The organism is Endozoicomonas sp. ONNA1 (assembly GCF_024606325.1).
In the GTDB taxonomy this organism is placed as follows: domain Bacteria; phylum Pseudomonadota; class Gammaproteobacteria; order Pseudomonadales; family Endozoicomonadaceae; genus Endozoicomonas_A.
The window spans coordinates 1-26,552 of sequence record NZ_JAHHPN010000071.1 but is presented as its reverse complement, the minus strand read 5'-3'; the positions used below and the strand labels follow the sequence as shown (position 1 = coordinate 26,552).

The following is a 26,552-nucleotide window of genomic DNA, read 5'->3' as shown; positions in this document are numbered from 1 at the left end:
GCCATACATGGCTGAACGAACGCCATTGACATCAGTGGTTCCGGCTTTCTCAACGGCTTTTGCCCACATGTTGAAGCCAATATAAGTGGCTTCCATTGGATCATTGGCTACGCGCTCTTCATTCTTGGTAAAGGTCTGCCAGGTTTCGATAAACTCATCGTTGATATCACTCTCGGCACTCATGAAGTAGTTCCAGGCTGCCAGGTGGCCTACCAGAGGTGCGGTATCTATTCCTGACAGTTCTTCTTCACCGACAGAGAAGGCAATCACCGGAATGTCTTCAGCAGCTATACCCTGGTTAGCCAGTTCTTTGTAGAAAGGTACGTTGGCGGGAACTGCCATGGTACTGGCAGGGTTTTGATTCTTTCTTGTTTGCTATGCTGATGGTCGCTCTGGTTCCCGGCATTCTGGCTTTCCTGTTTGGTTGGCTGGCATTCCGTTCCCGGGTCACCGGCGTTTATCTATCCATCATTACTCAGGCACTGACGTATGCCCTGATGCTGTTGTTCTTTCAGAACGATTTCGGTTTCGGTGGCAACAATGGCCTGACCGACTTTAAAGATATTCTCGGCTTCAGCCTGAAAAGTGATACAACCCGCGTCGCTCTGTTGATGTGCTCAGCACTAGCCCTGGGGCTGGGCTATATGATTTGCCGATGGCTGGTGGATTCCCGATACGGAAGAGTATTGATAGCTGTCAGGGATGCCGAAAGCAGAACCCGCTTTATGGGTTATCGGGTTGAACACTTCAAGCTGGTGGCTTTTGTAGTTTCTGCTGTGTTGGCCGGCATCGCCGGTGCACTTTATGTGCCACAAGTAGGCATCATTAATCCGGGTGAGTTTTCTCCCATCAACTCCATTGAACTGGTGATTTGGGTGGCCGTTGGTGGCAGGGGAACACTCTACGGGGCAATCATCGGTGCACTGCTCGTTAATTATGCCAAAACATGGTTTACCGGAGCTATGCCCGATGCTTGGTTGTTTGCCCTGGGTGCCCTGTTTGTTGTTACGACACTCTGGCTACCCAAGGGCGTTGTTGGCTTATACGGCCAGGTTCGTGAGAAGTTTTTGAAACCATCTGCCCGGACTCAGGAGCAAGAGGTAGTCGATCATGGTTGATAAACATATACCTGATAACACGCTGCTGTACCTCGACAATGTGACAGTCAGCTTTGATGGCTTCAAAGCCTTGAACAACCTGTCTTTTTTAATCAACCAGTGCGAACTCAGGGCCATTATTGGTCCCAACGGTGCCGGTAAAAGCACCATGATGGACGTCATCACTGGTAAAACTCGACCAGATACCGGAGAGGTGCTTTTTAATCAAGGAAGCACAAGGCTGTCCGGGGGCTCTATCGATCTCACCCGGCAAGACGAAGCCGAAGTAGCCAACCTGGGAATTGGCCGAAAGTTTCAGAAGCCTTCTGTCATCGAAAGTCTGACAGTCTGGGAAAACCTGGAACTGGCTCTTAAAGGTCGTCGTTCACCTTTTGAATCCATCTTTAAAGCTCTTTCTAAAGAGGGCTTCAAAAAGATTGAGAAAACCCTCAGCAGAATCCGCCTTCAGGATCGCCGTGACTTCGCGGGGGTATCTCTCTCTCACGGTCAGAAGCAGTGGCTTGAGATAGGCATGTTATTGCTTCAGGACCCCGAGCTTTTGCTGATCGATGAGCCCGCAGCCGGTATGACCGATGAAGAAACCTTCAGAACCGCTGATCTGCTGCGGGAACTGTCAGAAGAGCGAAGCGTTGTGGTAGTCGAACATGACATGGCCTTTATCAAAGCACTTGACTGTAAAGTGATGGTGCTTCATGAAGGCAGTGTACTGGCAGAAGGGTCGCTGGACCATGTTCAGCAGAATCAAAAAGTCATCGACGTCTATCTGGGAAGATAGCCTCAGGCCAGATAGCAGCCCTGAGCTGGAGAATAATATGCTTGAAGTACAGAACATAGATGTTTTTTACGGTGCCAGTCAGGCACTGAAGTCTGTCTCCCTGAAAGTGGACAAAGGTCAGGTCACCAGTATTATGGGTCGTAACGGTGTGGGTAAAACGACATTGATGAATACTGTCGCCGGGCGTGTTTCAGTAATGTCGGGACAGATACTCTGGAAGGGTCAGTCCATCAATAATCTGACTTCACATCAACGAGCCCGACAGGGAATTGCTTATGTACCCCAGGGTCGACAGATTTTCCCGCTGCTCACGGTTCAGGAAAATCTGGAAACAGGATTTGCCTGTCTGCCGCGTTCGCAGCGTAAAGTGGATCGGGAAATTTATGATCTTTTTCCTGTATTGCTGGATATGAAACATCGTCGTGGAGGTGACCTCTCTGGCGGACAACAACAGCAACTGGCTATTGCCCGGGCACTGGTTACCCAACCTGAGTTGTTAATTCTCGATGAGCCAACCGAAGGCATTCAACCTTCCATCATCAAAGATATTCAATCCGTCGTTGGTATGCTCAGGGACAGGGGAGAAATGGCCATTCTGCTGGTAGAACAATACTTTGAATTTGCTCGGGATCTGGCCGATCGATATGCCGTACTGGAACGTGGTGAACTGGTACTGTCTGGGGCAGGCAGTGAGATGAATGAAGAAGAAGTCAGGCAATTGATGACCGTTTAAAACGGCGCGGATGAATACAGCCAGACATTCTGCCTGTATCCATCTGTTCTGCGATCATAATCAGTTCATCAACTGATCAAAACGCTCCACCAGCGAAAGCAGTTGAGTAGCTTCTATTTTCTCAACCATCAGGGCTTCTTCAGCATAAGGCTTGATGTTTGCACCTTTTGGCAGGTCAGCCCCCTGATCAAGAATGGCATGGACCCGGGGAATAAAAAGCCATTGCAGCCACTGAGTAAATTCCATGGCATCCATGCAGAAAGGTGTTGTACTGGCCAGCGCCTGAGCCGAAGGTGGCATAGCCTGCCAGCACTCCAGTCTTTTTAACTCTGCTTCCAGAGCTATCAATAACTCTCTAACTTCTGTGCTCATTGACTGTCTTTTACCCTGAAAACCCAAAACGTATTTTACTATGAAAATAGCCTGATATCCTCCTCACTCTGAAGAGGTGTCGCAAAGGCCTTCTAAAGACACGAATTTTTGTGCTGATTCGATAAGTCTGTTGAAGTTAAGGCAGATACTAAAACGTTTCTTCCTGCAGAATACTAAATTCACCTGATAAAGCGATAGACATCACAGCATTGGTTGCTTCCATGGGTAAGTGGTAAGAGTTATTAGATACTCTCATTAGTCCTGATATTGGTGTAGTCATCATTTCAGACTCAGATTGTTGATGTAAATGATGATAAAGAATAATGCTTTGTATTGATTCACGATTGACTCTGCCAGATCTTATTGGTATGTGTACATATCTCGCCGGGTCATTTCCAATACCAGACCCTTTTTCTAAAAAATTCTGATGCTGTATAAAGTATTGGTCACGATCATTTCTTATGATAAACATGCGGCAGCCTTGGCACAATTCGCTTGTATGCTGAACTTCAGCCATATATTCAATGACTCCTATTCCCGTTATTTTTAATCTTACTTCCTTTTCATCACTACTCTTAACTAAAAAATCACTAGGTGTTATTTTTTTTATTTCTGGATGGGCCATACAACAGTAAAGTATCGTAGCCAAAATAATTAACGCCGTTTTCAGGGTAAGCATTGATATTTACCTCGAAGAGTATCAATTATAAAGTAGCTGCCCCAAAAAGTTATTGTGTACTTTTATTAGCAAGTGGCTAGCCTTATGAAATCAAATATTTCTGGCAGCTTTTATGGAAATCCTCTACCGCTTATTATCATTAGTGAGCATGTGCATCGGGTTCAGACTCATGGGTTGCGTAAAAATTTGATTTGTTTCAGGTAAGTCGCGCTGGATTCAAGCAATAAGTGCAAGCAAACATCCTGTGTAAACTTCAAACGATATTCCCCAGCCAGCACCTCAGCCTTTTCAACCCTGCTTCCAGAGCTATCAATAACTCTCTGTACTTTATGCACGTCGTTTGTCTTGTAAAATGAAAATCCTTACCGCATTTTACTGTGAAAATTGTATAAAAAAAGCAAAATGCGCCCGACCCTGTTTAACCAAGTGAAGTCAGAAAACTCTTGATCTGTCGCATGAGGCCTGAGGCTGGCCCCAGACTCAGAGCTCTATCTGCCAGCTCACGGGCCTGGCCGTAATGCCCCTGTTTCTTCCTGAGTTGCGCCATCAGGTAATAAACCGATGGATCGGTTGGACTGATTCTCATTGCTCTGGACAGGGCACTTCCAGCACTATTCAGATCGTTGTCTGCCATGGCATTCCATGCCTGATCCAGCAGAGTACCAACAGCATCGGTTCGATCCGCATGAGATGAATCGGCATCTGAGATGGAGGGTGGCATATACGCCACCTGACCAATACTGGCACAACCTGTTAAGAGGACTGCAAAGAGCAGTGGTATTAATCTTTTCACTTTTGTCTCACTATGGGCATTCATTCAAACCATGATTTTATGGAATCAAACAGAGTTTTAGCGGGCTCAATCATGGTTCGACCACACCCCTGATACTCCTCAGGCTCTGAACCCGTGATATAAGGCACTTTTACCGCTCCCTCGCAGCTCTTGCCTGTTCTCACATTGCTTACCGGCTTAATCCAGACATACTCAATCTCTCTACTGTTCAAAGGCTGAACCGACTTAATTGGCACCTGTTGCATAAAACGCGTCCAGACTCTCAGGGCTCCGCTACTGCCAGTCAGGTTAGTTGGGCTGTTATCATCATTCCCCAACCAGGTCACTGTCATCAGATTTCCGGTAAAACCAGCAAACCAGCTGTCTCTCAGGTCATTGGTGGTGCCACTCTTTCCTGCTAACTGAATATCCTGACTGATACTCCAGTATGCACGACGCCCGGTACCTTCTCTCATTACCTGACCCATAGCATGTCGCAAAAGCTCTATTGGAGCAGAGTCGAATGCTCTCTCAATCGAGAGGCTGTAGCGCTTCAATGGATGACCACGGGCATCTACTACCGCATCAATTGCCCGCAATGGCATCCTGAAGCCTCCGCTGGCGATGGTTTGGTACATAGACGCAACATCCATAAGGGAAAGGGACGCTGCTCCCAACATGACAGAGGGATAGGGAGGCAGTTTTTTCTCAATCCCCAGACGCTCAATGGTATTCAGGACATTATTAAGACCCAGAGCCATCCCGGTCTGGATCGCCGCCTGATTGTAAGACTTGGCCAGCGCCTCTTGCAAAGGCACCATACCTCTGGATTTGCCATCATAATTGGCAGGCTCCCAAAGTCCTCCCTGACCGTCGCTTACCCGAATAGGATAATCCTTGACAGGTGTCGTTAAAGTATACCGCGCAGGTTGCTCCAGCGCTGTCAGATAGATCGCTGGCTTAAGCAATGATCCCACAGGACGTCGTGCATCCAGAGCCCGGTTAAAACCGATATAGCCCGGATTCTTGTCGCCGACTACCGCCAGAAGATCGCCTGTCTGGGCAGAGGTCACCACCATGGCTCCCTGCAAATCAGGGTTATTTTTATCTAGCTGATCTACAGTATCAGTCATACTTTTCTGGGCAAACCGCTGGATGACGGGGTCCATATTGGTGAAAATTCTCAGACCTTCCGAGGTAAGATCACCTTCATCATAATCTTCTCTGAGCTGCTTCTTTACCGTGTCAATGTAAGCAGGATAAGCACTGGTATTGAGCTGCTCCCGGGTCACGACGCCCAGAGGCAGTTTTTTGGATCGCTCTGCTTCAGAACGAGGCACAACGCCTTCATCTGCCATCACATCAAGCACCAGGTTTCTACGTGCCTTTGCTCTCTCAGGAAAACGTCTTGGGTCGTAATACGACGGACCTTTCACCAACCCCACCAGCAGAGCGACACGAGCAAGGCTCAACTCTTGGATAGGTTGGGCAAAATAGAAATGACTGGCCAGACCAAAACCATGGATGGCCCTTCGGCCATGCTGCCCCAGATACACTTCATTCAGATAGGTTTCCAGAATTTCTTCTTTGGAATAATGAAAGTCCAGCAGTACCGACATAATCGCTTCATTAAATTTGCGGGTCAGGGTTCGGTCATTGCTCAGATAAAAGTTTTTAACCAGTTGTTGAGTCAGGGTACTCCCGCCCTGTACGACCCCTCCGGCTCTCAGATTGACCAGAAATGCTCTGGCTATCGAGCTCGGTGAAACCCCCCAGTGATCATAAAAGTTCTTGTCTTCTATCGCTAACAAGGCTGTGGTCAAATACCTTGGTGCCTGAGATTCACGGATAAGAATTCGATCCTCAAAGGTTGAAGGATAGATACCTCCTATCAGTTGAGGGTCCAATCTAAGCAATGGAATATTTTCTGCGGCCTTACCTTTCAGACTGATAACTTCATTGCCAGAAAATACGACACTGGCATGGCGGGATGATTCAGCGCCATCCGGAAAATGAAAACCCCGGCTATAAATAGTGAAGTGATTCCCCGTGCGGGCAAAGGTACCAGGTCGTTTGACGCTTCTAACGGCCTGATAGCCCTGACGGCGAAGTTGGGCCTGAAGCTCATTAGGGTTAAGAAGCTGTCCTTCGTAGAGTTCCAGCGGACGAGCATAAACCTGGGCAGGAATCGCCCATTTCTTGCCTTCAAATTTTTGAGTGACAACAGCGTCCAGATAAACGGAGTAAGCAGCAAGTAAAATCAGACCGACTATTCCCAGTTTTACCAGAGTCGGGAACCAACGCCTGCCCCCACCTGCATTTCGGGCTTTTTTCTTGTGTCCCGGCGACCGTTTGCCCCGGGACGGTGTTTTTTTCTTTGTTACCATGGTGCGAGATTATACGCTATAGTTTTCCGCAATGGCCCTATGGTTTGCCGTGTTTTTACATCAGATTATTTTCTAACAGCGCAACCAACAAAAAGCATTACCCCCGCTTATGATGTTTTCCGCAATCCCTGCGTTTAAATCACCTTCAATTGAAAGCTTCTGCCTATACTCGATGACAATTCTGAACTTATTGAGTGACACAGCTATGCATCCGTTCCTAAAAGAAAATTGGCTGGACGCCATCAGCCCACCGGGCAAATCAGCTCTGGAACCTTTACTGGATTTGCCTGTGCAATCGACTGACTTTAATCGGAATTGCCAGAGTGAAAAACCATTTCTTGTGATTATGCAGGGACTGTCGGGTTCAGGAAAAACAACAGCAGGTCGGGAGCTGGTCAAGCACTTCAACTGCACCATGCTCAGAACGGATATCGAGCGCAAAAGATTATTTGGTCTCAAGCCGGACGCATCAAGCCATGAAGCCGGGCTGGATATTTACACACAGGATGCCACCCAAAAAACGTATTTGACTATTCAGAAAACAGCTCGCTTTCTGTTAAGCCAGAGTGTTTCTGTAGTCATTGATGGCGCTTCTCTGAAACTTCAGGAAAGAGCGCTTTGCTGCCAGCCTGCCATTGAACTTCAACTTCCCTTTTTTATTGTCAAATGTATGGCACCCGATGCCGTTCTTAAAAGCCGAATTACTGAACGTCAACTCAGCAACACTGACGCTTCTGAGGCGACTGTAGATCTGATCAGACAACAACATCAGTGGGAGGAATCGCTCTCGGATCAGGAAAAAAAGCACACTATAGTGCTAAATACAGCCGATGAGCGCTGGCTTGAAAAACTGTTAAAAGATCTAACAGCTCAATTGAATTGATCTACTTCTCCCTCTTCGGATGCTCATTGCTAGGCAGCCGTAAAGACTCGTCTATCATTAAACTCATTAAAAGAAATTTCATTCTGACTTTCAGAAATATCAAGCACACCCTCCAAGGACGCTTGGGACGATTTGGAAAACCGGTATGGCAACTGACCTGATCGAATTAAAAAATCTTGGTAAAACTTCAGTGCAGTGGCTTAACGCTGTGGGTATTCGCACACTCGAACAGCTTCATGAGGCAGGCGCCGTAGTAGCCTACTGCAAAGTCAGAGATAGAGGCTTTAAAGTATCCAAAGTACTGCTCTATGCTATTGAAGGCGCTTTAATCGGGGCTCATTGGAATGAACTGGACTGTGAGCACAAACAACGTCTGCTCAGTGAAGTGAAAAACTATCAGGGCTGAAACGCTCAGCCTTTCTTCTCTTCCTGACCACACACCGGACAATCCGGATCAGCAGCCAGCTGAAGGCTCTGCCATTCCATAGTAGCAGCATCGAACATCAACAGCCTGCCATTCAATGTCTTGCCTGCTCCTGTCAATAACTTGATTGCTTCCAATGCCTGCATGGTACCGATTGTTCCCACGACAGGTCCCAGAATACCTGATTCCGAACAGCTGAGCTCTTCAGCCACTTTTTCTGAGTAGAGACAACGATAGCAGGGGGCATTTTCCTGCCAGCGATCAAATACCGTTAACTGACCATTTAGACGGATTGCAGCACCCGTAACCAGAGGCACTCCCGCACGGACACTGCAACGATTCACCATGAAACGGCTGTCAAAGTTGTCAGTAGCGTCCAGAACCAGATCACTGTTCTCCAGCAGACTCAGTAGCTCCTGCTCTTTGAGCTTTCCTGGAATGGGGTCTACCTCAATGCCAGGATTCATGGCACTGATTCTTGCTGCCGCGGCATGGACTTTAAATTGTCCGATATCATCGGTAGAGAAGGCAATCTGTCTTTGCAGATTAGTAGTATCCACCACATCCGGGTCAATAAGGGTCAGCCTTCCGACTCCAGCTGCCGCGAGATACATCGCTGCCGGACAACCCAACCCCCCCATTCCAACCACCACAATGTGGGCGTTAAGCAGGCGCTCCTGCCCCTCAATATCGATCTGAGGCAAAAGTATTTGTCGGCTGTAGCGCAGCAGCTGATCGTCATTCATAGTGAGCATCATATTCACAGGAAAAGGGGGAGTGCAGTATACCGTCAGAAGGTGCAGCAACAAGATCAGCAAAAGAGTACAGAAAAGCCCTGACTGTGCAGGGCTTTTCATGAACTGTCAGTCTTGGCCCCGTATCAGGCCTCAGACTCTACGAATTCTGCGTAGGATTCAGCGTCCATCAGCTCGCTCAGCTGACCTTCATCGGTGATCTTGACCTTGAAGAACCAACCTTCATCGTAAGGTGCACCGTTCACTGTTTCAGGCGCTTCTTCCAGTGCTTCGTTAATGGCAACGACTTCACCAGAGATAGGTGCATAAAGGTCAGAAGCGGCTTTTACGGACTCAACTACACCTGCTTCATCTTCAGCAGCCAGAATGGAACCCACTTCAGGCAGCTCAACAAAAACTACATCACCCAGAGCTTCCTGAGCGTGATCAGTAATACCGATGGTGGCTGTGCCGTCTTCTTCGATTCGGATCCACTCATGGGAACGCACATAACGCAGTTCGGATGGAATGCTGCTCATCGAAAATTCCTCTGGTCACTTAACAATTTCATTCTTTTCAGCTGCTATCAGTCACAATCCCGGCCACTGACCGCAACGCACAATCATCTTGAAGGTAGTCGAAAAAGTTGTACTTTTTATCAAGATTGGCATTTTAACCAGAATCCATGACTTCGCCAATATTTCATTCAAGACGAATGTATTGTGTTGACACCACAATATGCAAAACCAACTGGCCAGATACTTACAAAGAGCCTGCCACTGTGACAGACTGAACAAATCAGGGATAACAACAATCTGGAATCATCATGACACTGACCGATGCCCGCCAGTTTAATATCAGCACGCTCTTTGAGCTGGAGTCAGTGCTCCGCCATCTCTCCGTGAAACAATATAAAAAGAGCTCATCTCTTTTATCGAGTTCAGTAGGCACCCATGTCAGGCACATTATTGAGTTCTATCACTGCTTTTTCAGAGGGCTCGATTACGGTGCGATTGATTATGACAATCGTCCCCGGAATCAGCTGCTAGAAGAGTCTTTAGAGCAGGCTATGGAATATCTGAAAAATATCCTCATCCTGCTCACTGGGCAGGATATGTCCCATTATCCTGAAACCGTCTCAGTGGTGGCTGTCATAGATTCGGGAAGTCTCATTCAAACCAGCAGCAGTATCATCAGAGAACTGCTTTTTCTGCAGAATCACACCACCCATCATCTCGCCCTGATCGCCCTGATGCTGACACAGGAGGGCGTCAAGCTGCCCGTTAATTTTGGTGTAGCCACTGCTACCAGACTGCATCGAGCCTCCACTGAAGATCCTTCCGAAGCGTTAACTGATTCTCAACAGCCATGAGCGAGAAGACCAGTCCTACGCCGCAGGCCGGTTATATGTCAGGAAGGCTCTGGCACCTGCCACTCCCATATATTTATTAAGCGTTCTTTCATCCACTTTCAGAAGATCGACAATAATCAATCCATCCAAAGCATTATTAAAGTTTGGATCAACATTAAAGGCAACCAGCTCCCCATGCAGTTTCAGATACTGCTTTAACAGGATCGGTATACCTTTGTTGTCTTCCTCAATTTGCTGAACCAGAGAAGAGAGTGTTTCAAAATCCGTCAATCCCAGCAAATCAGCCTGATTCCAAAAGCGCCCTTTACCCGCCTTCAGTGGGGTTGTCGGCTGAACCAGATCACGAAACACAGCATCCGAGTTATTTACAGACAAGCAGCCCGCCATTAATTGACGGGAAGCCTCGCTGTAATCACTGCTGATGCTGACGGGCCCAAACAGTACCTTGTACCACGGATTGGCAGCCACATAGGCACCTATCCCTTTCCAGAGCATCATCAAGGCACTCAGACTCCTCTGATATTCAGGCACCACAAACGACCGCCCCATCTCCAAACAACTGCCGAGCTTGTGGATAAACTCAGCGTGATAGCGGAATAAACTGCGGGAATAAATGCCATGGACACCTCTGGAGCGGAGGATCTGATCAACCTGCCCGATCCGATAGGCTCCCATAATTTTTTCTTCTTTCTGATTCCAGAGAAACAGGTGCAGATAGTCCTCATCATACTGATCCAGATCTCTGGGTTTACCGGTTCCTTCTCCCACGCCCCTGAAGGTCACCTCCCTGAGACGGCCAATTTCTGGCAACACTTCAGGCAACTGCCCTGAACGGGCGCAGTAAACAATCATTTCCCCCTTCTCCAGCAGCAGACAGTCCTCTGGCAACTGTTTAATGTTGGCTTGCAACCTTTCAGGGGAAACAGGATCGACAATGGGCTGCATTTTCCGTTCTTTAGGGGGCATGGAAACCCGTTTTGTCTGAGACGGTTTATGTGTGGATAAGAGGTATGTATGCAAACGAAGATAATTGGTCAGTGCAGAGTCAGAACTCATTGATTGATAGTCTGAATCATCCAGTTTACGGCCTATGCGAAAGCTCAGGGTTGAACCTCTTTTGTTCAAAAGTTCCCTGATCAATCTGACCGTTCTTAAACGGGGATGAATCAACCCCATAGCCTGAAATAACCAACCATTCTGGCCATCGATGAATACCGGTGTCACTTTCGCCTGTGTTTGTCGGATAATTCGGGCAGCGGTATTTCTCCACTTGGGATCGGTAACCTGCTTTAGAGATAGATCCAGACTGGACACTTCACCGGCAGGAAAAATCAACAGTTGATGACCCTCTGCCACCCATTTTCGGGCTTCTTCAATGGCGTTTACATTTTTCTTTCGGACATTGGTGCTGATGATGTCCACGCCTATGAACAGCCCTTTCAATTCATGAATTCGACAAAGCAATTCATTCGTCAGCACTTTTACATCAGGACGAATCTGCAACAATAAATCAGCAAGAGCTACGCCTTCAATTCCACCAAAAGGATGATTGGCTACTATAACGGAAGACCCTGTGGCAGGAATTGAGTCCAGGCGCCCCGAAGCTACCTGGTGCTGAATATTAAATATCTTGAGTACCAGTTTGAGAAAATCATCTGAGGGGTATTCTTCATTAACTTCTTTTTTATAAATCTGGTCGATGGTTTTCAGACCCAGAAGCCATTCGGCAGCAGCCTCTGGTATACCAGAACGTGTTTTCTTTGGAAGTCTGAACGGAGAGCTTTCAGGAGTCATCCTACTTTCCCTTTCTTGCTTTCTTCTGGCTATGGACCTATTTGAAAATCCTGTCGGCTACACCTCTTTAAATAGCCACAATGCTTTACTTCAGCTCAGGAGATTGACTCACTTCAAATCTTTCGTAATAAACAAGCTGGTCTTCATGAACAAGACTAGGAAAGGTAAATGACAATTCCGTTAACAGGATATGAAAACACTGTGACGATATTCATTTGAGAGATGAGCGAGGTACCGAGACCCCGCTAAAGAATGAGGTAATGAGAGACAAATACGTTTGACACCGTTATCGATTTCAAGTCTTCCTTGAAAATAATGTGTTGCTGGTACTAATCAGCCATCATTTTTGGCCAGTTTGTGTCACCCAGATTGATAAAGCCCGGTATATCCTTTAGCCACTTTCCTTGAATGTCTGCGTCGTAATTCAGATACAACTTATTATCTACAATTTTCCAGTAATTCGGATCACCCGGAGCTCTTTGCTTTTTCTCGGCGATCGCCCACGCACAATACCCACCGTATTGAGGCCGATATTGATCAGGCGCTTTCCTGAACATCTGCAAGTGTTTTTCTGAGGAAAAGTACCATTCTACCCCCAGGTACTTGTACTTGAATCGGGCATTACCTTTAACGGCTTTCCCTTCCGTAAAGTAAGCAACCGTATCGTAACCACTGACGGCCTTATTACTGAACCAGCCGGTATAAAGGTTCTTGGCAGCATAGGCATTGCTACTGTTCAATAACATCAGGACAAATACAGCCATGAGCCAAAAATGCCGTTCACATCGAACCATAAAAATAGCTATCGGATTGGAAAAAGCGGCATTTTCATAATAAGCAGTGCGGATCATCCTGGTAGATGGCTTCAATGTACTAGCCTCCCTGCGGACAATTACTCCATATCCGGATAGTGTCTGACAAGCTCCCGCTCCAGCTTCTATCGTTGATAATACGCCAAGATGGAAGGTGGGCGAAATCCCCGGCGCCGATTGAACCGTCCCACTCGAAAGAGTGTTCAATACTGAATGAAAAGAACTTTTTCAATCCCAGATGTGGGCTTCTGTGCTATCGGCACCATTCACTTCAAGTATATAGTAATTTTTGCCATTCATTAGATAATTTATATCTCTAAATCGAATATATGCAGGGCCATAAAAATAGCAAAACAAGCCTTTAGCCAATTTATCAAAGGCTTTTTGAAGCTCTGTAGTCAGCGATCACAGAAATTACGGGCCTGGTATGACACTGACACGAAGTTGCGATGTCGTTCTGTTTATCTTCAACCATACTGATTTGAATCCCCCACAAGAAACAGAGGTAAGGATATCTCGCTATGAAAGCAAGGATTGCTTTATTACTGACTTTTTTTGGATTCATTCCCATGGTGGCCACGACTCAGGAAATGGAAATTGAAACAGTTCCCCGTCAGGTAACCGACCGAATCATTGTCAAATACCACCCCAAGCCCACCGAGGGTAATGCCATGGCATTCATCAAGCAGGGGATCAGTTATGGCTCCTTTGGTGTTGCTGCGGGAAAGGATAAAGACGTTCTCGAGATTGGTAGCAGCCTGAACATTAATGACGTTCAGACACTGGCAGCTAGTCTGGAAGACGACCCTCAGATTGCCTTTGCTGAACCTGACTACATTATGCAAATCATGCGCGTGCCCAATGATTCCCGCTACAACGAGCAATGGCATTATTTTGAATCGACTGCAGGCAGTAATCTGCCCGCCGCCTGGAATATTACAACAGGCGGTAATGTTGTTGTGGGTGTGATAGATACTGGCATCATCTATCACAAAGATCTGGATGGCAATGTTGTGTCAGGCCATGATTTCATATCACATTCGTGGATGGCCAACGACGGTGGTGGCCGCGACAGTAATGCGACTGATTCTGGCGATGCGGTGACTTCAGCTGGAGCCTGTGGTTATGCCGACGGCCAACCCGTGCCATCGTCTCCCACTGAGAGCAGTTGGCATGGCACCCATGTCTCCGGCACCATCGCCGCAGAGTCAAACAATAGCAATGGCGTGGCCGGTGTCGCCTGGAATGCTAAAATCATGCCTCTGCGTGCTTTAGGCCGTTGCGGCGGTTATACCTCGGATATTATTGATGCCATGCGCTGGGCAGCCGGACTGGATGTATATGGCATGGCCCGAAATAACAACCCGGTCAGAGTCATTAATATGAGTCTGGGTGGTTATGCCTATGGTTGCCCCCAAAGTTATCAAAATGCCATCAATGAAGTGGTCAATGCCGGGGTGACTGTGGTTGTTGCAGCGGGTAATGAAAACAGCAACGTCGCTTATGCCGCGCCAGCCAACTGTGAGAATGTGATTACGGTGGGTGCAATTAATCGGAGCGGCAACCGCAGCTGGTATTCAAATTTTGGTCGTCATGTGGATATTTCAGCACCCGGTGGGGAAACTCGCTATTACGGAAATGGCATTCTTTCTACTGCCAATGCTGGCACCACTTCTGCCACTCAGGATAATTACGAGTATTATCAGGGTACCAGCATGGCCACCCCCCATGTTGCTGGTGTAGCGGCGCTCATGTATTCAATCAGTCCTGATATAACACCGGCCAGAGTGGAAGAGATCATCAAACTGAATGCCCGTCCCTTTTCTGGTAGCAGCTGTAATACCAGTCTCTGTGGTGCCGGTATTTTGGATGCGGGTGCTGCTGTACTGGATGCCAGAGATGAATAAATGGCCAGTCTCAGGTACTAACGGGCCTGCACCCTTTATCTCTCGGAAAGAACCTTTGTCTGCCCGATGGGCAGAATCCTCCTTTTCCAGTTCAAGTCTTTCTAAGTCAGCTAGGTTTTAAGGAAGACCTTATTTATTTGAATCTTCAACTTCAGCAGTGTTGGGATTTAATCAAGATTCACGGAGCGGAACCTTGAACACTAAATTTCTACCCACACTGCTGGCCACATGTATTTTCGCAAGCAGTCAGGCTATCGCCGAATCACAGGAAGATGACGATCTTTTTGAACTCAGCCTTGAAGAACTGATTTCCATGGAGATTCCTGACGTCACGTCTGTATCCCGCAAAAAGCAACGTTTGATGGATTCTGCCGCTGCTATCTATGTCATCACCAATGAAGATCTTCGCCGTAGCGGGGTCACTTCCATTCCAGAAGCCCTGAGAATGGTCCCGGGTATGCAGGTGGCAAAACTGAACGCCAATACCTGGTCAATCAGTACCCGTGGATTTAACTACATCTTCGCTAACAAACTGCTGGTTCTGATTGATGGCAGAACCGTTTACTCCCCACTCTTTTCCGGTGTGAACTGGGACGTTCAGGACACCATGATGGAAGACATCGACCGGATCGAGGTCATCCGGGGACCGGGAGCAGCACTCTGGGGAGCCAATGCGGTTAACGGTGTCATCAACGTCATTACCAAGAAAGCATCGGATACCCAGGGCAATCTGCTTTCAGCGGGCGCGGGTACCGAAGAAAAGGCCTTTGGAGCCTACCGTCATGGAGGAGAATTTGGGGAAACCGGTTTCTACCGTGTTTATGTGAAGGCCTTCGAACGGGATGGCCAGGTGGATGCTAAAGGTAAAGATACTTCTGATGACTGGAACATGCGCAGAACCGGTTTCAAATCAGAGTGGAAAACAACTTCTGACTCAGAGATGACGGTTCAGGGCGACCTTTACGAGGGAACCACACGACCTCCTTTACGCCTGTTTGATGAAACTCAACCACTGGACCCACAAAAGGACAACAACTTTGTTGTTGATGGCCTCAGCCGTGATCAACGTGGTGGTAACCTGGGCGCTTATTGGAAAAGAACCTTGAGCGAAACCCACGATTACTCCTTCAGAGCGATCTACGACAACTATCAGAATTTTGATTACCGGATTGCTGAAAAACGTGACACCGTTGATTTTGAGTTTCAGCACTACTATCAGTTTTGGGGCAAGCATGACCTGGTCTGGGGGCTCGGCTACAGAACCACCTGGTACGAGGTAAAAAATACCTCCTATATGTACTTGCTTGAAGGCAAGGACTCGAAAAAAACAGAGTTATTCAGCGCCTTCATCCAGGATGACATCACGCTCAACGAGCAGTGGACTTTCACCCTGAGTTCGCGTTTCGAGCACAACAGTTTCTCAGGCTATGAGGTTCAGCCTAACGCCCGGTTAACCTGGAAGCCTACTGAAAACAGGACTTTCTGGACGGCTCTCTCAAGAGCTGTAAAAACGCCTTCGATCAGTGAAACAGCTTTGCAAACTGATGGAATCACCATCGCTCAAATAGGTTTAGAGACTTATCTGCTGCCCATTAGAGGGAACCCGGAGTTAAAGTCAGAAAAACTCACTGCCCTGGAATTCGGTTACAGGGAACAGTTTGGCAACAGTTTCCGTCTGGATGCCACCGCGTTTTACAACCAGTATGAAGATATCATTGCCTATGTTGATATCAGTCAGTGCCCCGGCAGGCCTATCTCTCCACCACAAACCTTTTGCTCCAATACTGATATTAACTCCCGCTTCTTTGAAATACCGACAACGCTCATCAATGGGCTTGACGTAAAAACTTATGGACTGGAAATCGTAGCGGACTGGCAGGCAAGAGACTGGTGGAAACTTCAGTTTAATTACAGCTGGCTTCAGGTGGATGCCTTGCCAAACAGGAATAGAACCAGTTTTCTGGATGCCAATGAAAAAATTGTTGAAGATTTGAGTGCCTCCCACACGGCAAACATTCGATCCACGATGAACTTGCCTAATCAATGGTATTTTGACTCTTGGATCCGCTACATGGATAACTTGAAGGATGCCAAAGTCGGAGCCAGCACATCACTGGATATACGAGTTGCGAAAAAATTTGGAGACGGTCTTGAGTTCTCAATTGTGGGACAGAATCTCTTTAGGAATCACCACCGGGAGTTCTCTGAAACACTGAGTGGCATCGCTCCAACTGAAATTCAGGAATCATGGTACGCCCAGATTCGCTGGCAATTTTAATCGGATGGAGGAGGATAACTTCATGCCGATGCCAATCAACATGATAAAATCAAAAATCAGCCTGCTGTTAATCACGGCCAGTTTGTCAGGAATGTTCTTTACCAGTGCAGCAAAAGCGGGCACACCGGAAGACATGGTCAAAACAGCCATCGTCTATAAAATAACCAAGTTCGTGACCTGGCCCAAGAAAAAGCAAAGCCTCACGCTCTGCATAATGGGCGAAGGATCAATTAACAGTGAGTTGACCAAAATCAACCGTAAAAGCAGTATGGGCAGACGCCTTTCTGTTACCCACAAAGATCTGAATGCTCCTGTGGATAAGCTGTGTGATATTCTTTATATCCACAGCATCGACCAGGCTTCCTCTTCAAAAATGACCCGCAGTCTTAAAGGCAAACCTATTCTAACCATCAGTGACAGTCGTTCTTTTGCTGAGCAGGGTGGATTAATTGGTCTGGCCCGGAAAGGGAAGAAGATAAGCTTCACCATCAACAAATCCTCTGTTGATGCATCAGGTTTGAAGATCAGCTCCCAACTGAAAAGCCTGGCCAAAGTCATTGAGTAAACACAAGAATAACGTTAATCACTCGTTTTCATCCCATTTGGGGTGAAAACCTTTTTTAGTCATGCAATAAATCATGGTGACGTTCAGAAATCTTCCTATCAAGCGAAAACTGCGTTACGGCATGCTCATCACGGCATATGCGGTACTTCTGGTCACCTTGTCCATTCAAAGTATCAGCGATCTGATCAAGTCCCGAGCCTCTTTGGTTAACCATATGGAAACTCTGGCTGAAGTTGTAGGTTCCAATGCTCATGCCGCCTTGATTTTTGAAGATGAAAGCTCTGCTAAAAAACTGTTAACCGGTTTTGGCAGCGCTCCCCATATTCAATCCGCTTTTCTTTTAAATGCTGACGGTGAAGAGATTGCTGCCTATCATCATTCGAACCAAAGTCCCTGGGCTTTCTCACTGCAGGAACCTGCAGATCCGGTTACGCTTTTCAGCAGCACCCGTCTCCACTTATACCGCCCGATTGTTCTTGATCAACAATTGATTGGTGCTATCTACATTCAATGTGATTTGTCACCGCTGTATATAGAGCTGACTGAAAATCTGTTATTAGCATTATTAGCCGCCCTGGTCTCCGTCATTCTGGCCTCTATTCTTGCTTCAAGACTTCAAAGATTGCTGGGTAAGCCCATTACTGAGTTAGCCAATACTATCTCCCAGATGACCAAAAACGAGCAGTATGATCATCAGGTTCAAAAGTTTGATAACGATGAGATTGGTCAACTGTACGATTGCTTCAACGAAATGCTGATGCAGATAAAAGAACGGGACCGGAGGCTGCAACAACACCGTGAAAATCTCGAAGCCTCCGTTGCTGAAAGAACCAGAGAGTTACACAGTGCCAACCGTGACCTTAAAGATAATATTTCTGAATTGAATGAAGCCAAAGAAGCAGCCCTTGAAGCAGCCAAGGCCAAAAGTGCTTTTCTCGCCAATATGAGTCACGAAATCCGCACCCCTATGAATGGCGTGCTGGGTATGTTGGAGTTGTTGAAAGATACGCACCTTGATCGAGTACAGCATGACATTGTAGAGACCGCTTATAACTCGGCAGATGCGTTACTGCAGATTATCAATAACATCCTCGACTTCTCCAAAATTGAAGCCGGAAAGATGGACATTGAATCCATTGATATGAACCCTTCCGAAATCGCTGAGGATGTTTGTGCCCTTTTGGCAGGAGAAGCCAGAGAAAAAGGCCTGGAGTTAAGCTGCTATACCGATGTTGACCTGCCCAGTATTTTGAAAGGAGATCCGGTACGGCTAAGACAGGTTCTTACCAACCTTGTAGGTAATGCTGTCAAGTTTACTGAAGAGGGTGAAGTGATTGTCCGCCTGAATATGCTGGAAGGCAGAGAGAACCGTGTCAAAATCGAATTTTTAGTTGAAGATACCGGCATTGGTATTGCGTCCGATGTGCTGCCAAATCTGTTCTCAGCTTTTACCCAAGCTGACGGCAGCACCACACGTAAGTTTGGTGGTACAGGCCTTGGTCTCACAATATCGAGACAGTTTGTTGAATTGATGGGCAGTGATCTCCAGGTGTCCAGTGCCTTGGATCTGGGCTCCACGTTCTCATTTGTTCTGGATCTGGATGTATCCGAATCCCGGGCAATTAAACCTGTCCATGTCAGTCATGCTCTGGAAGGCATAGAAACATTGAATGTGAACAATAACTCTTTTAGTCATCACATTCGCATTCTTCTGGTTGAGGACAACATGGTTAATCAGAAAGTCGCTGTCAGTATGCTGAAAAAAATCGGATTGACGCAACCTGACATTGCAGCGGATGGCAAAGAAGCACTTAAGATGAGCCAGCATCAGGAATACGACCTGATACTCATGGACTGCCAGATGCCGGAAATGAGCGGCTATGAAGCCACGAGTCTGATAAGAAAACGAGAAAGTACTCTCCACCTGCCACACATTCCGATTATTGCCATGACCGCCAATGCCATGGAGGGAGACAGAGAGAAATGCCTGGCATCCGGCATGGACGACTATCTGAGCAAGCCCATCAAGGTCAACACCCTCAAAGAAAAACTGGACCAGTGGCTTGTCAACGACCTTGAATCAGATATTGAACTTCTTTCCGAAACGATAGAAACAGGAGACAGCCTTGAGCTAAAAAACAGCCTTGAGCTAAAAGACAGCCTTGAGCTAAAAGACAGCCTTGAGTCAGAAGATCAAGAACTGATTTTGAACATGGCCACCCTGAATACCCTGAAAGATATCATGGAAGAAGAGTTCGACACTCTTGTTGAAAGTTATCTTGAAGATGCCCCATCACTGTTGAAAGATATTCAGAACGCTTCAAAAGAAGCAGATTTACAGATTATGATTCGAGCTGCCCATACTTTAAAGTCCAGCAGTAATAACTTTGGTGCATCACTGTTGGCAGGTATTGCACTGGAAGTCGAAAAAATGGGTAAAGATAATCAGCTATCTGATGCCATTGAATTAATCCCCAAACTGGAAAATGCCTTGACTAAAACCACTCACGCACTTAAGTCACTTTGAATTAATTCTTTTCCAGAAAAAGAAAAACCCCGCAGTGCGAGGTGAATGTTGACCGGGCTGACTCCCTGTGAGCATCCTGCTCATTATTTTGCTTCCTTGCCTCTACATTCCATGTAGATTAATAGCCCAGTACTCTAACTATAGACAACCACCCAAGAATGCAAAGTCAACTGAAATAAAGAATAACGCTATTTGTCTTTCAATTGAGTTACAACTTTGAGCATTTAATAAGAAAAAGCCCTTCAACACCGAAGTGAAGAAAGGCTTTATTTACTCATCAGATGTGGGAATCATTTGTTATCAGAATTGTTCAGCCGACAATTCATAAAGTGCTTCTGTTCCAGAAGCTGCAGAAACGAGTAAACTTTCCATCCTGGGCAACAGACGCTTGTAAAAGTATCGGGCAGTAATAATCTTCGCATGATAGAAATCGCCTTCTTGAGTGCCTGCTGACAACTTGACTTGAGCTTCTCTTGCCATCATCGCCCACATCCAGGCATAAGAAACGTATGAGAAAGCATGCAGATAATCATTACAGCTGGAGTTAACCACATTCGGATCACTTGCAGCCTGCCCCAGCAGCTCATTCGTCAGGTTCTCAAGTTTGGCCAGAGCCGTTTCCAGAGGAGCCGAGAACTCATCGCCTTCTCCTTCAGCAATAAAGCTCCTGACATTCGCGGCAAACTGCCTGAAAGAAGCACCACCATTCATGGCTATCTTGCGACCCAACAAATCCAGAGCCTGAATGCCATTGGTGCCTTCATAAATCTGGGCAATACGAACATCTCTGACCAGTTGTTCCTGTCCCCACTCACGAATGTAGCCATGACCACCAAACACCTGCTGACCGGAAACACAACTTTCAAGACCTATATCGGTCAGGAATGCTTTGACGACAGGTGTCAATAAACCCACCTGATCTGAAGCAAGCTTTCTTTCCGTTTCGTCCGGACTGAACTTGGCGGTATCCAACAGATTCGCCACATAGGTTGAAAAGGCTCGTCCGCCTTCGTTCAGGGCTTTCATGTTCAGCAACATTCTCCGAACATCACCATGCACAATAATCGGATCAGCAGCTTTTTCTGGCTGTTGTGGACCGGTAGCCGCTCGCCCCTGAACTCTGTCCAGAGCATATTCGAGGGCTGATTGATAAGACATTTCACTGGTACCCAGACCCTGAATACCGACAAAGAGTCGTTCGTAGTTCATCATGGTGAACATAGCGTTGAGACCCTTGTTGACTTCCCCTACCAGGTAACCTTTGGCTCCATCAAAGTTCATGACACAGGTGGCTGAAGCCTTGATACCCATTTTGTGTTCCAGAGAACCACATTGAACCTGGTTTCTACCCGCCAGAGAACCATCTTGATTCACATTCACCTTCGGTACCAGGAACATGGAGATCCCCTTGGGTCCGGCAGGTGCATCGGGCAATTTGGCCAGAACCAGATGAATGATGTTTTCTGTCAGGTCATGCTCACCGGCAGTAATGAAAATTTTGGTGCCGGTGATGTTGTAGGAACCATCACCATTGTCTTCCGCCCGGGTTCTGATAATGCCCAGGTCTGTTCCACTGTGTGACTCAGTCAGACACATGGCCCCAGTCCATTCGCCGGAATAAAGTTTGGGAAGATAAAGGGATTTCAATGCTTCGCTGGCATGGGCATCAATCGCCAGTGCAGCACCAGATGTCAGACTCGGATAGAGGATAAAGGCCAGACTGGCACTGCTGAACATTTCATCAAACTGGGCACTGAGCGCCTTTGGCATCCCTATGCCACCATACTCAGGATTGCCGGCAATGCCTGTCAGGCCAGCTTCTGAAAACAACCGGTAGGCTTCCTTATAGCCTTTCGGGGTAGTAACACCCTCTTCACTCCAGTGACAACCTTCCTCGTCACCTTCCCGATTGAGGGGAGCAACCGTTCTTGCAGCCAGCTTGGCACCTTCCTCCAGAAAGGCATCAGCCGTTTCACGATCAACCACTTCCTGTGTAGCAGGCCACTGACCCCAACGTTTGTCGGTATTAAAAACTTCGTACATCACGAAGCGCATATCACGAAGAGGTGCCTGATAGTCTGCCATGGGGGACACTCCTGAAATTTTAATGTTTTATTCAAGTGTGTATTTATTTTACCCCAGAGGAACAGGGGCTAAAAGGAATGTTTTAAACTAACGTTTGAATTTTTAACTACAAATAAGCCACAACGTAAATCTGTGGTTTTTTTGATGCGGATGGCAAGTGTCCAGAAGATCAGAAACGGTAATAAAAACCTGCCGAGAAAACGACCGCCGCATAGGAGAACTCAATGCCAAACCCCTTGTAGTCGATGTCCAGAAGAGCCTGAACTATAGGAAAAACACGGCTCAGATATTCCTTATATCCGTACACAATGCCTGCACGATAGCCTGCCTCTATATCAAACCCTTCGTATTTTTGTTGATAGAGAGTGCGCTGCACGCCCCCAGACCAGACTCTGTTACAGTGGGTATTAATGAAAGTAGCGGCATAATAGCCTTTGTAGGAGAAAGCGATCAGTTTATTGTTGCTTTCCTGATCATCACCACCCTCAAGATGCAGCGTCCACATACCCAGGTAAAGATGATCCCGGGAAGGCCGGCCCCAAATTTGATCGACCCAATCCGTCTCCCCGGTAAAACTGTTATAAAGCAAAGAAGTGTCTGCAGTTGATGAAACAACTTCCGCGTGCTGATGCTGGTTGCCATTGCTCATCTGCAAACTGTCACTGCCTGTATTCGCAGACAATAAAACGCCCGCTGGATCTAACCATTGCGATTCTCCCTGATATATCTGAAGATCGTAGTTCATATGATTATTCCCTGCGGCTTGAACTTTCAAGCCGCAGGGAACCAAAAGAAGAAGAAATATCTGTAAGAAAGAATTAATGGATCGCTTAGAAAAACCCGATAAGGGGTTTATTAGTGTTTTCTGTTTGATCATCGCCTCGCCTAATAAAGCTCTGGAGTAGCTCTTATATCTCCACGGACTTTGCAAAAGGAATATTACCGCTTTCCTTATAGACCAGCGCTTGAGGTTAAGCAAAAAACATCAGACTCAAAACAACGCCCGTAAAAACTCACCGGACTATAATTTTTTAATTGAATACAAACTACAAACGCATATTTCAAAGGAATGGCTATGCGGTATCTGATAACCCTGATCAGTACGATGTTGAAAATCACATGGCAGCCCGATTGGATGCAGGATCAGTTGCCCGATGAACGTCACTTTTATCGTCGAACCTTGACTGGCTCTTATCGAGCCAAGAAAAAAATTGTGAAAAACATTTGGATCGCAGCCGGACTCTTAATGCTGATTAATCCGGTGGTCCACATTGTGATATTAATCGCTCTACCCGCTACGCTCCTGAGTTTTGTCATTCTGGATGAGACTCCCTAAACATCAGGCATGAAAAAGGGCTGCCGAAGCAACCCTTGTCCGAAAACACTTACTCAGAGATCAGAGACTTCCGAAATCTTCCTCAGCCATATCCAACAGATTCTCTGTGCCCGACAGCATCGCAGACTTGTGAGCCAGCGTTCTTGGCAGGATACGTTCGTAGTAGAAACGTGCAGTTTGGATCTTGGCTTTGTAGAAGCCTTCTTCAGTGGTACCTTCAGCCAGTTTTTCCTTGGCCAGACGAGCCATGTCAGCCCACATATAAGCCAGAGTCACATAACCGGAGTACATCAGGAAGTCGACGGAAGCCGCACCCACCTCATCAGGATTTTCCATCGCTTTCAGACCCAGCTGCATGGTCAGATCGCCCCACTCCTTGTTCAAAGCAGCCAGGGGCTCGACAAAGGCTTTCAGGTCTTCGTTCTCAGCGTGAGCCTTACAGAACTTGTGAATTTCCTTGGTGAATGGCTTCATGGTTTCGCCACCGCTCTGAAAGATTTTTCTTCCCAGCAGGTCCAGAGCCTGGATACCGGTAGTTCCTTCGTACAGCATGGAGATACGGCAGTCACGAACATTCTGCTCCATCCCCCATTCACTGATATAACCATGACCACCGTAGCACTGCAGAGCGTGGTTCGCAGACTCAAAACCGGTTTCGGTCAGGAAAGCCTTTACGATAGGTGTCAGGAAGCCCAGCTCTTTATCCGCCTGCTCACGTACTGTTTCATCAGGGCTGTGTAGCAGATCTGCTTTCTTGGCTGTGTAATACAGCAGGGCACGGTTACCTTCAGTTAAGGATTTGATGGTCAGCAGCATCCTGCGCACATCAGGGTGCACGATGATCGGATCTGCAGGGCTGTCAGGGTTCTTGGCACCACTCAGGGAACGCATTTGAAGACGTTCGCGGGCGTAGCGCAGGGCACCCTGGAATGCGATTTCACCGTGGGACAGGCCCTGAATACCGGTACCCAAACGGGCAGTATTCATGAAAGTGAACATGCAGTGCAGACCACGATTCTCCGGACCAATCAGGAAGCCGGTCGCTTCATCAAAGTTCATTACGCAGGTAGCGTTACCGTGAATTCCCATCTTATGCTCGATGGAACCACAACTAACACCATTCCTTTCACCGTGTTTCCCGGGGAGGTGCTTGGGAACGATGAACAGGGAAATACCTTTGGTACCTTTTGGAGCATCCGGCAGACGAGCCAGAACAATATGAACAATATTATCTGCCATATCGTGTTCACCGGCAGAAATAAAGATCTTGGTACCTGAAATTTTGTAGGTACCATCACCGGCAGGCTCGGCTTTGGTACGCAGCATACCCAGATCAGAACCACAGTGAGGCTCGGTCAGACACATGGTGCCAGTCCACTCACCGGATACCAACTTGGTCAGATAAGCTTGCTTCTGTTCTTCAGTACCATGGGCTTCCAGGGTATTCATGGCACCGTGACTGAGTCCGGGATACATGCCCCAGGACCAGTTGGCTTCCCCCATCAGTTCACTGAGAACCAGACCCAGAGAGTAAGGCAGACCCTGACCACCGTATTCCGGATCACTGGACAGCGAAGGCCAGCCGCCTTCGACGTATTGCAGATAGGCGTCTTTAAAACCATCAGGCGTTTTGACACCGTCTTCCGACCAGGTGCAGCCTTGCTCATCGCCTACCTGATTCAGGGGAGCCAGAACTTGTTCACAGAACTTGGCACCTTCTTCAAGGATGGCGTCCACCATATCAGGGCTGGCTTCTTCACCGCCGGGGATGTTTGCATAATGTGCCTGATATCCCAGGAGCTCGTCACGAACGAACCGGATATCGCGCAGGGGGGCCTTATAGTCTGGCATAACGGTACCTCTGGGTTGTCTTATATTTATTCATGAAACGGATTGCTAAAGTATAGCAACAGTTTCAAACAGTTGTTTGAAAGTTACGTTCGCTTACAGTAAATGTCAACTATTGTTCTTGTTCCAGTCCTATTTGTCTGATGGATTTCTATGGCCGTGACGCAGAGCCTGTGGTCGTTCAAGCCCTGACCGGGGCCGGGGCACCGTAGGGAGTACAGGCATTCTCTATCTGGATCTGGCTTGCAGCGATCTTGGCTTCGACATTGAGACTATCAGGGCGATCTACAAGAAACGGTGGAAAATCGGGGTCCTGGCAGGGCTGCGAGCTTCTCTGGGGCAGCTGAGAGAGCGGTTAACAGGATAACTTGAGTTACTTTCCTGATCTATCCTTCCTGCCTTAACACCAAAATGCAAGGATAGAATGATTAAACACTCACTCTTGTCAGCATCACTGTTGCTCATGACATTGTCCGTCGTCTGTCAGGCTCAACCGTCGACAAAACGTTTTGTCGTCGATCTTGAACAGAAGTCAAGTTCTCCAAACCATTACGTTTCTGTAACACCTGACCAGCACACGCTGTCGGACACCTTGTCAGACATTGCCCACACAAAAGGCCATGCAGGATCGGATTTACTGTCTGGAGAGATACAAAGCAGACTAAACGATTGCAAGCTAAAAACGACCATCATTGAATCAATTTCCTGGCAATGGCTTTACGCCTCTCATCTGCTGGTGGGTCACAAACTGATACTGACCACCAAAAATACCCCAATCTGCCCCACCTCTTATTCATGGCTACCTATAGAAGTGGTTGTCGCTGTCGGTTGGCTTTTAAAAAGCTATTGGAATATATACTCACCGTCGTTTAACTCGATAAAACAAAAAGAGCCGTGTCAGGATCACCCATTTGCGGCCATCATTACGGTGCCTGTCTCTGGAAATGCCCAGCAACAACACCCACCATCAGAGTCATCGGGGCAGCAAGCCCAGGGTGCCACCGCCTGTCCTTTAGGCTCTTTCAGAAACTCCTTTTTTTCTGACTCTGCCGATGGTGACGGAGGCTCACAGCAACATCTGCACACTTTGGGTTTGGATTGTTTCGTCTTTCCCTGTCATGGCGTTTGTCAATTCCGACCGTCATCCGATA

At 47.3% G+C, this 26,552-nt stretch carries 22 protein-coding genes and 2 pseudogenes; 12 read left to right on the top strand and 12 right to left on the bottom strand.

Going from position 1 to position 26,552, the window contains the following annotated elements; translation table 11 throughout:
• Nucleotides 1-330: pseudogene (locus KDK19_RS01580) on the bottom strand (transporter substrate-binding protein); the annotation flags it as partial.
• Between the two features lie 2 nt (nucleotides 331-332).
• Between KDK19_RS01580 and urtC the strand changes: the two are divergent.
• From urtC to urtE, 3 genes and pseudogenes are all read left to right on the top strand, one after another.
• Nucleotides 333-1,118, top strand: a pseudogene (urtC, locus tag KDK19_RS01575) (urea ABC transporter permease subunit UrtC); the annotation flags it as partial.
• Nucleotides 1,111-1,893: an urea ABC transporter ATP-binding protein UrtD gene (urtD, locus tag KDK19_RS01570; RefSeq protein WP_257291205.1), complete on the top strand. Its 783-nt coding sequence runs from the start codon at nucleotides 1,111-1,113 to the stop codon at nucleotides 1,891-1,893. The pseudogene urtC and the gene urtD, both read left to right, overlap by 8 nt.
• 37 nt (nucleotides 1,894-1,930) lie before the next feature.
• On the top strand, nucleotides 1,931-2,626 hold the full coding sequence (urtE, locus tag KDK19_RS01565; RefSeq protein ID WP_257291206.1) for an urea ABC transporter ATP-binding subunit UrtE: 696 nt from the start codon (nucleotides 1,931-1,933) through the stop codon (nucleotides 2,624-2,626).
• Between the two features lie 60 nt (nucleotides 2,627-2,686).
• Here the strand turns inward: urtE and KDK19_RS01560 are convergent, their stop codons facing one another.
• From KDK19_RS01560 to mrcB, 4 genes are all read right to left on the bottom strand, one after another.
• The gene (locus KDK19_RS01560) at nucleotides 2,687-2,998 is read right to left on the bottom strand and encodes a YqcC family protein (protein WP_257253560.1); all 312 of its coding nucleotides are present in this window, start codon (nucleotides 2,996-2,998) and stop codon (nucleotides 2,687-2,689) included.
• Nucleotides 2,999-3,146: 148 nt separating this feature from the next.
• Entirely contained in the window at nucleotides 3,147-3,677 is a 531-nt protein-coding gene (locus tag KDK19_RS01555) for a hypothetical protein (RefSeq protein ID WP_257281789.1), read from the bottom strand.
• A 418-nt stretch (nucleotides 3,678-4,095) separates the two neighbouring features.
• Nucleotides 4,096-4,470: a tetratricopeptide repeat protein gene (locus KDK19_RS24225; RefSeq protein ID WP_257291204.1), complete on the bottom strand. Its 375-nt coding sequence runs from the start codon at nucleotides 4,468-4,470 to the stop codon at nucleotides 4,096-4,098.
• Nucleotides 4,471-4,490: 20 nt separating this feature from the next.
• A complete protein-coding gene (mrcB, locus tag KDK19_RS01545) occupies nucleotides 4,491-6,836 on the bottom strand; it encodes a penicillin-binding protein 1B (protein WP_257281791.1) in 2,346 nt (781 codons plus the stop codon).
• Nucleotides 6,837-7,008: 172 nt separating this feature from the next.
• Here mrcB and KDK19_RS01540 point away from each other — a divergent pair, with 172 nt between their 5' ends.
• Complete coding sequence (locus KDK19_RS01540) at nucleotides 7,009-7,719, top strand: AAA family ATPase (protein WP_257291203.1); 711 nt, start codon at nucleotides 7,009-7,011, stop codon at nucleotides 7,717-7,719.
• A gap of 145 nt (nucleotides 7,720-7,864) precedes the next feature.
• Entirely contained in the window at nucleotides 7,865-8,125 is a 261-nt protein-coding gene (locus tag KDK19_RS01535) for a TfoX/Sxy family protein (protein WP_257281794.1), read from the top strand.
• Between the two features lie 5 nt (nucleotides 8,126-8,130).
• On the opposite strand, the gene KDK19_RS01530 is transcribed toward KDK19_RS01535, so the two are convergent.
• Both KDK19_RS01530 and gcvH read right to left on the bottom strand, forming a co-directional pair.
• Nucleotides 8,131-8,889: a molybdopterin-synthase adenylyltransferase MoeB gene (locus tag KDK19_RS01530; RefSeq protein ID WP_257281795.1), complete on the bottom strand. Its 759-nt coding sequence runs from the start codon at nucleotides 8,887-8,889 to the stop codon at nucleotides 8,131-8,133.
• 134 nt (nucleotides 8,890-9,023) lie between these two features.
• A complete protein-coding gene (gene gcvH / locus KDK19_RS01525) occupies nucleotides 9,024-9,416 on the bottom strand; it encodes a glycine cleavage system protein GcvH (RefSeq protein ID WP_257281796.1) in 393 nt (130 codons plus the stop codon).
• A 287-nt stretch (nucleotides 9,417-9,703) separates the two neighbouring features.
• Here gcvH and KDK19_RS01520 point away from each other — a divergent pair, with 287 nt between their 5' ends.
• The gene (locus KDK19_RS01520; RefSeq protein WP_257281797.1) at nucleotides 9,704-10,249 is read left to right on the top strand and encodes a DinB family protein; all 546 of its coding nucleotides are present in this window, start codon (nucleotides 9,704-9,706) and stop codon (nucleotides 10,247-10,249) included.
• A 15-nt stretch (nucleotides 10,250-10,264) separates the two neighbouring features.
• Here KDK19_RS01520 and KDK19_RS01515 read toward each other — a convergent pair whose 3' ends face one another.
• Together KDK19_RS01515 and KDK19_RS01510 are read right to left on the bottom strand one after the other, a co-directional pair.
• Complete coding sequence (locus KDK19_RS01515; RefSeq protein WP_257288179.1) at nucleotides 10,265-12,043, bottom strand: lysophospholipid acyltransferase family protein; 1,779 nt, start codon at nucleotides 12,041-12,043, stop codon at nucleotides 10,265-10,267.
• Nucleotides 12,044-12,372: 329 nt separating this feature from the next.
• Nucleotides 12,373-12,912: a YHS domain-containing (seleno)protein gene (locus KDK19_RS01510; RefSeq protein ID WP_257281799.1), complete on the bottom strand. Its 540-nt coding sequence runs from the start codon at nucleotides 12,910-12,912 to the stop codon at nucleotides 12,373-12,375.
• Nucleotides 12,913-13,376: 464 nt separating this feature from the next.
• Here KDK19_RS01510 and KDK19_RS01505 point away from each other — a divergent pair, with 464 nt between their 5' ends.
• The 4 genes from KDK19_RS01505 (at nucleotide 13,377) to KDK19_RS01490 (ending at nucleotide 20,132) form a co-directional block, all read left to right on the top strand.
• Nucleotides 13,377-14,762 (top strand): S8 family peptidase, encoded by a 1,386-nt coding sequence (locus KDK19_RS01505; protein WP_257288177.1) that lies wholly within the window; start codon nucleotides 13,377-13,379, stop codon nucleotides 14,760-14,762.
• 193 nt (nucleotides 14,763-14,955) lie between these two features.
• Nucleotides 14,956-17,040: a TonB-dependent siderophore receptor gene (locus tag KDK19_RS01500; RefSeq protein ID WP_257288176.1), complete on the top strand. Its 2,085-nt coding sequence runs from the start codon at nucleotides 14,956-14,958 to the stop codon at nucleotides 17,038-17,040.
• 22 nt (nucleotides 17,041-17,062) lie between these two features.
• Nucleotides 17,063-17,605 carry a YfiR family protein gene (locus tag KDK19_RS01495; RefSeq protein ID WP_257288174.1) on the top strand — a complete coding sequence of 181 codons (543 nt, stop codon included), beginning with the start codon at nucleotides 17,063-17,065 and terminating at the stop codon, nucleotides 17,603-17,605.
• Between the two features lie 73 nt (nucleotides 17,606-17,678).
• Entirely contained in the window at nucleotides 17,679-20,132 is a 2,454-nt protein-coding gene (locus tag KDK19_RS01490) for an ATP-binding protein (protein WP_257291202.1), read from the top strand.
• A gap of 300 nt (nucleotides 20,133-20,432) precedes the next feature.
• On the opposite strand, the gene KDK19_RS01485 is transcribed toward KDK19_RS01490, so the two are convergent.
• Together KDK19_RS01485 and KDK19_RS01480 are read right to left on the bottom strand one after the other, a co-directional pair.
• Complete coding sequence (locus KDK19_RS01485) at nucleotides 20,433-22,217, bottom strand: acyl-CoA dehydrogenase C-terminal domain-containing protein (protein ID WP_257281804.1); 1,785 nt, start codon at nucleotides 22,215-22,217, stop codon at nucleotides 20,433-20,435.
• Nucleotides 22,218-22,386: 169 nt separating this feature from the next.
• Nucleotides 22,387-22,962 carry a hypothetical protein gene (locus KDK19_RS01480; RefSeq protein ID WP_257291201.1) on the bottom strand — a complete coding sequence of 192 codons (576 nt, stop codon included), beginning with the start codon at nucleotides 22,960-22,962 and terminating at the stop codon, nucleotides 22,387-22,389.
• 330 nt (nucleotides 22,963-23,292) lie between these two features.
• On the opposite strand from KDK19_RS01480, the gene KDK19_RS01475 reads away from it, so the two are divergent.
• Nucleotides 23,293-23,553, top strand: a complete 261-nt coding sequence (locus KDK19_RS01475; protein ID WP_257281806.1) for a hypothetical protein — start codon at nucleotides 23,293-23,295, stop codon at nucleotides 23,551-23,553.
• Nucleotides 23,554-23,613: 60 nt separating this feature from the next.
• Here the strand turns inward: KDK19_RS01475 and KDK19_RS01470 are convergent, their stop codons facing one another.
• Nucleotides 23,614-25,404, bottom strand: coding sequence for an acyl-CoA dehydrogenase C-terminal domain-containing protein (locus KDK19_RS01470; RefSeq protein ID WP_257281807.1), 1,791 nt, complete (start codon nucleotides 25,402-25,404; stop codon nucleotides 23,614-23,616).
• Nucleotides 25,405-25,825: 421 nt separating this feature from the next.
• Here KDK19_RS01470 and KDK19_RS01465 point away from each other — a divergent pair.
• On the top strand, nucleotides 25,826-26,552 hold a 727-nt coding region (locus KDK19_RS01465), incomplete at its 3' end, for a hypothetical protein (protein WP_257291200.1).

Coding starts and splice junctions, on each gene's coding strand:
- urtD (WP_257291205.1), top strand. CDS start 1,111: ATGGTTGATAAACATATACCTGATAACACGCTGCTGTACCTCGACAAT.
- urtE (WP_257291206.1), top strand. CDS start 1,931: ATGCTTGAAGTACAGAACATAGATGTTTTTTACGGTGCCAGTCAGGCA.
- KDK19_RS01555 (WP_257281789.1), bottom strand. CDS start 3,677: ATGCTTACCCTGAAAACGGCGTTAATTATTTTGGCTACGATACTTTAC.
- KDK19_RS01495 (WP_257288174.1), top strand. CDS start 17,063: ATGCCGATGCCAATCAACATGATAAAATCAAAAATCAGCCTGCTGTTA.
- KDK19_RS01475 (WP_257281806.1), top strand. CDS start 23,293: ATGCGGTATCTGATAACCCTGATCAGTACGATGTTGAAAATCACATGG.
- KDK19_RS01515 (WP_257288179.1), bottom strand. CDS start 12,043: ATGACTCCTGAAAGCTCTCCGTTCAGACTTCCAAAGAAAACACGTTCT.
- KDK19_RS01535 (WP_257281794.1), top strand. CDS start 7,865: ATGGCAACTGACCTGATCGAATTAAAAAATCTTGGTAAAACTTCAGTG.
- KDK19_RS01485 (WP_257281804.1), bottom strand. CDS start 22,217: ATGGCAGACTATCAGGCACCTCTTCGTGATATGCGCTTCGTGATGTAC.
- KDK19_RS01560 (WP_257253560.1), bottom strand. CDS start 2,998: ATGAGCACAGAAGTTAGAGAGTTATTGATAGCTCTGGAAGCAGAGTTA.
- mrcB (WP_257281791.1), bottom strand. CDS start 6,836: ATGGTAACAAAGAAAAAAACACCGTCCCGGGGCAAACGGTCGCCGGGA.
- KDK19_RS01530 (WP_257281795.1), bottom strand. CDS start 8,889: ATGAATGACGATCAGCTGCTGCGCTACAGCCGACAAATACTTTTGCCT.
- KDK19_RS01470 (WP_257281807.1), bottom strand. CDS start 25,404: ATGCCAGACTATAAGGCCCCCCTGCGCGATATCCGGTTCGTTCGTGAC.
- KDK19_RS01480 (WP_257291201.1), bottom strand. CDS start 22,962: ATGAACTACGATCTTCAGATATATCAGGGAGAATCGCAATGGTTAGAT.
- KDK19_RS01505 (WP_257288177.1), top strand. CDS start 13,377: ATGAAAGCAAGGATTGCTTTATTACTGACTTTTTTTGGATTCATTCCC.
- gcvH (WP_257281796.1), bottom strand. CDS start 9,416: ATGAGCAGCATTCCATCCGAACTGCGTTATGTGCGTTCCCATGAGTGG.
- KDK19_RS01540 (WP_257291203.1), top strand. CDS start 7,009: ATGACAATTCTGAACTTATTGAGTGACACAGCTATGCATCCGTTCCTA.
- KDK19_RS01490 (WP_257291202.1), top strand. CDS start 17,679: ATGGTGACGTTCAGAAATCTTCCTATCAAGCGAAAACTGCGTTACGGC.
- KDK19_RS01520 (WP_257281797.1), top strand. CDS start 9,704: ATGACACTGACCGATGCCCGCCAGTTTAATATCAGCACGCTCTTTGAG.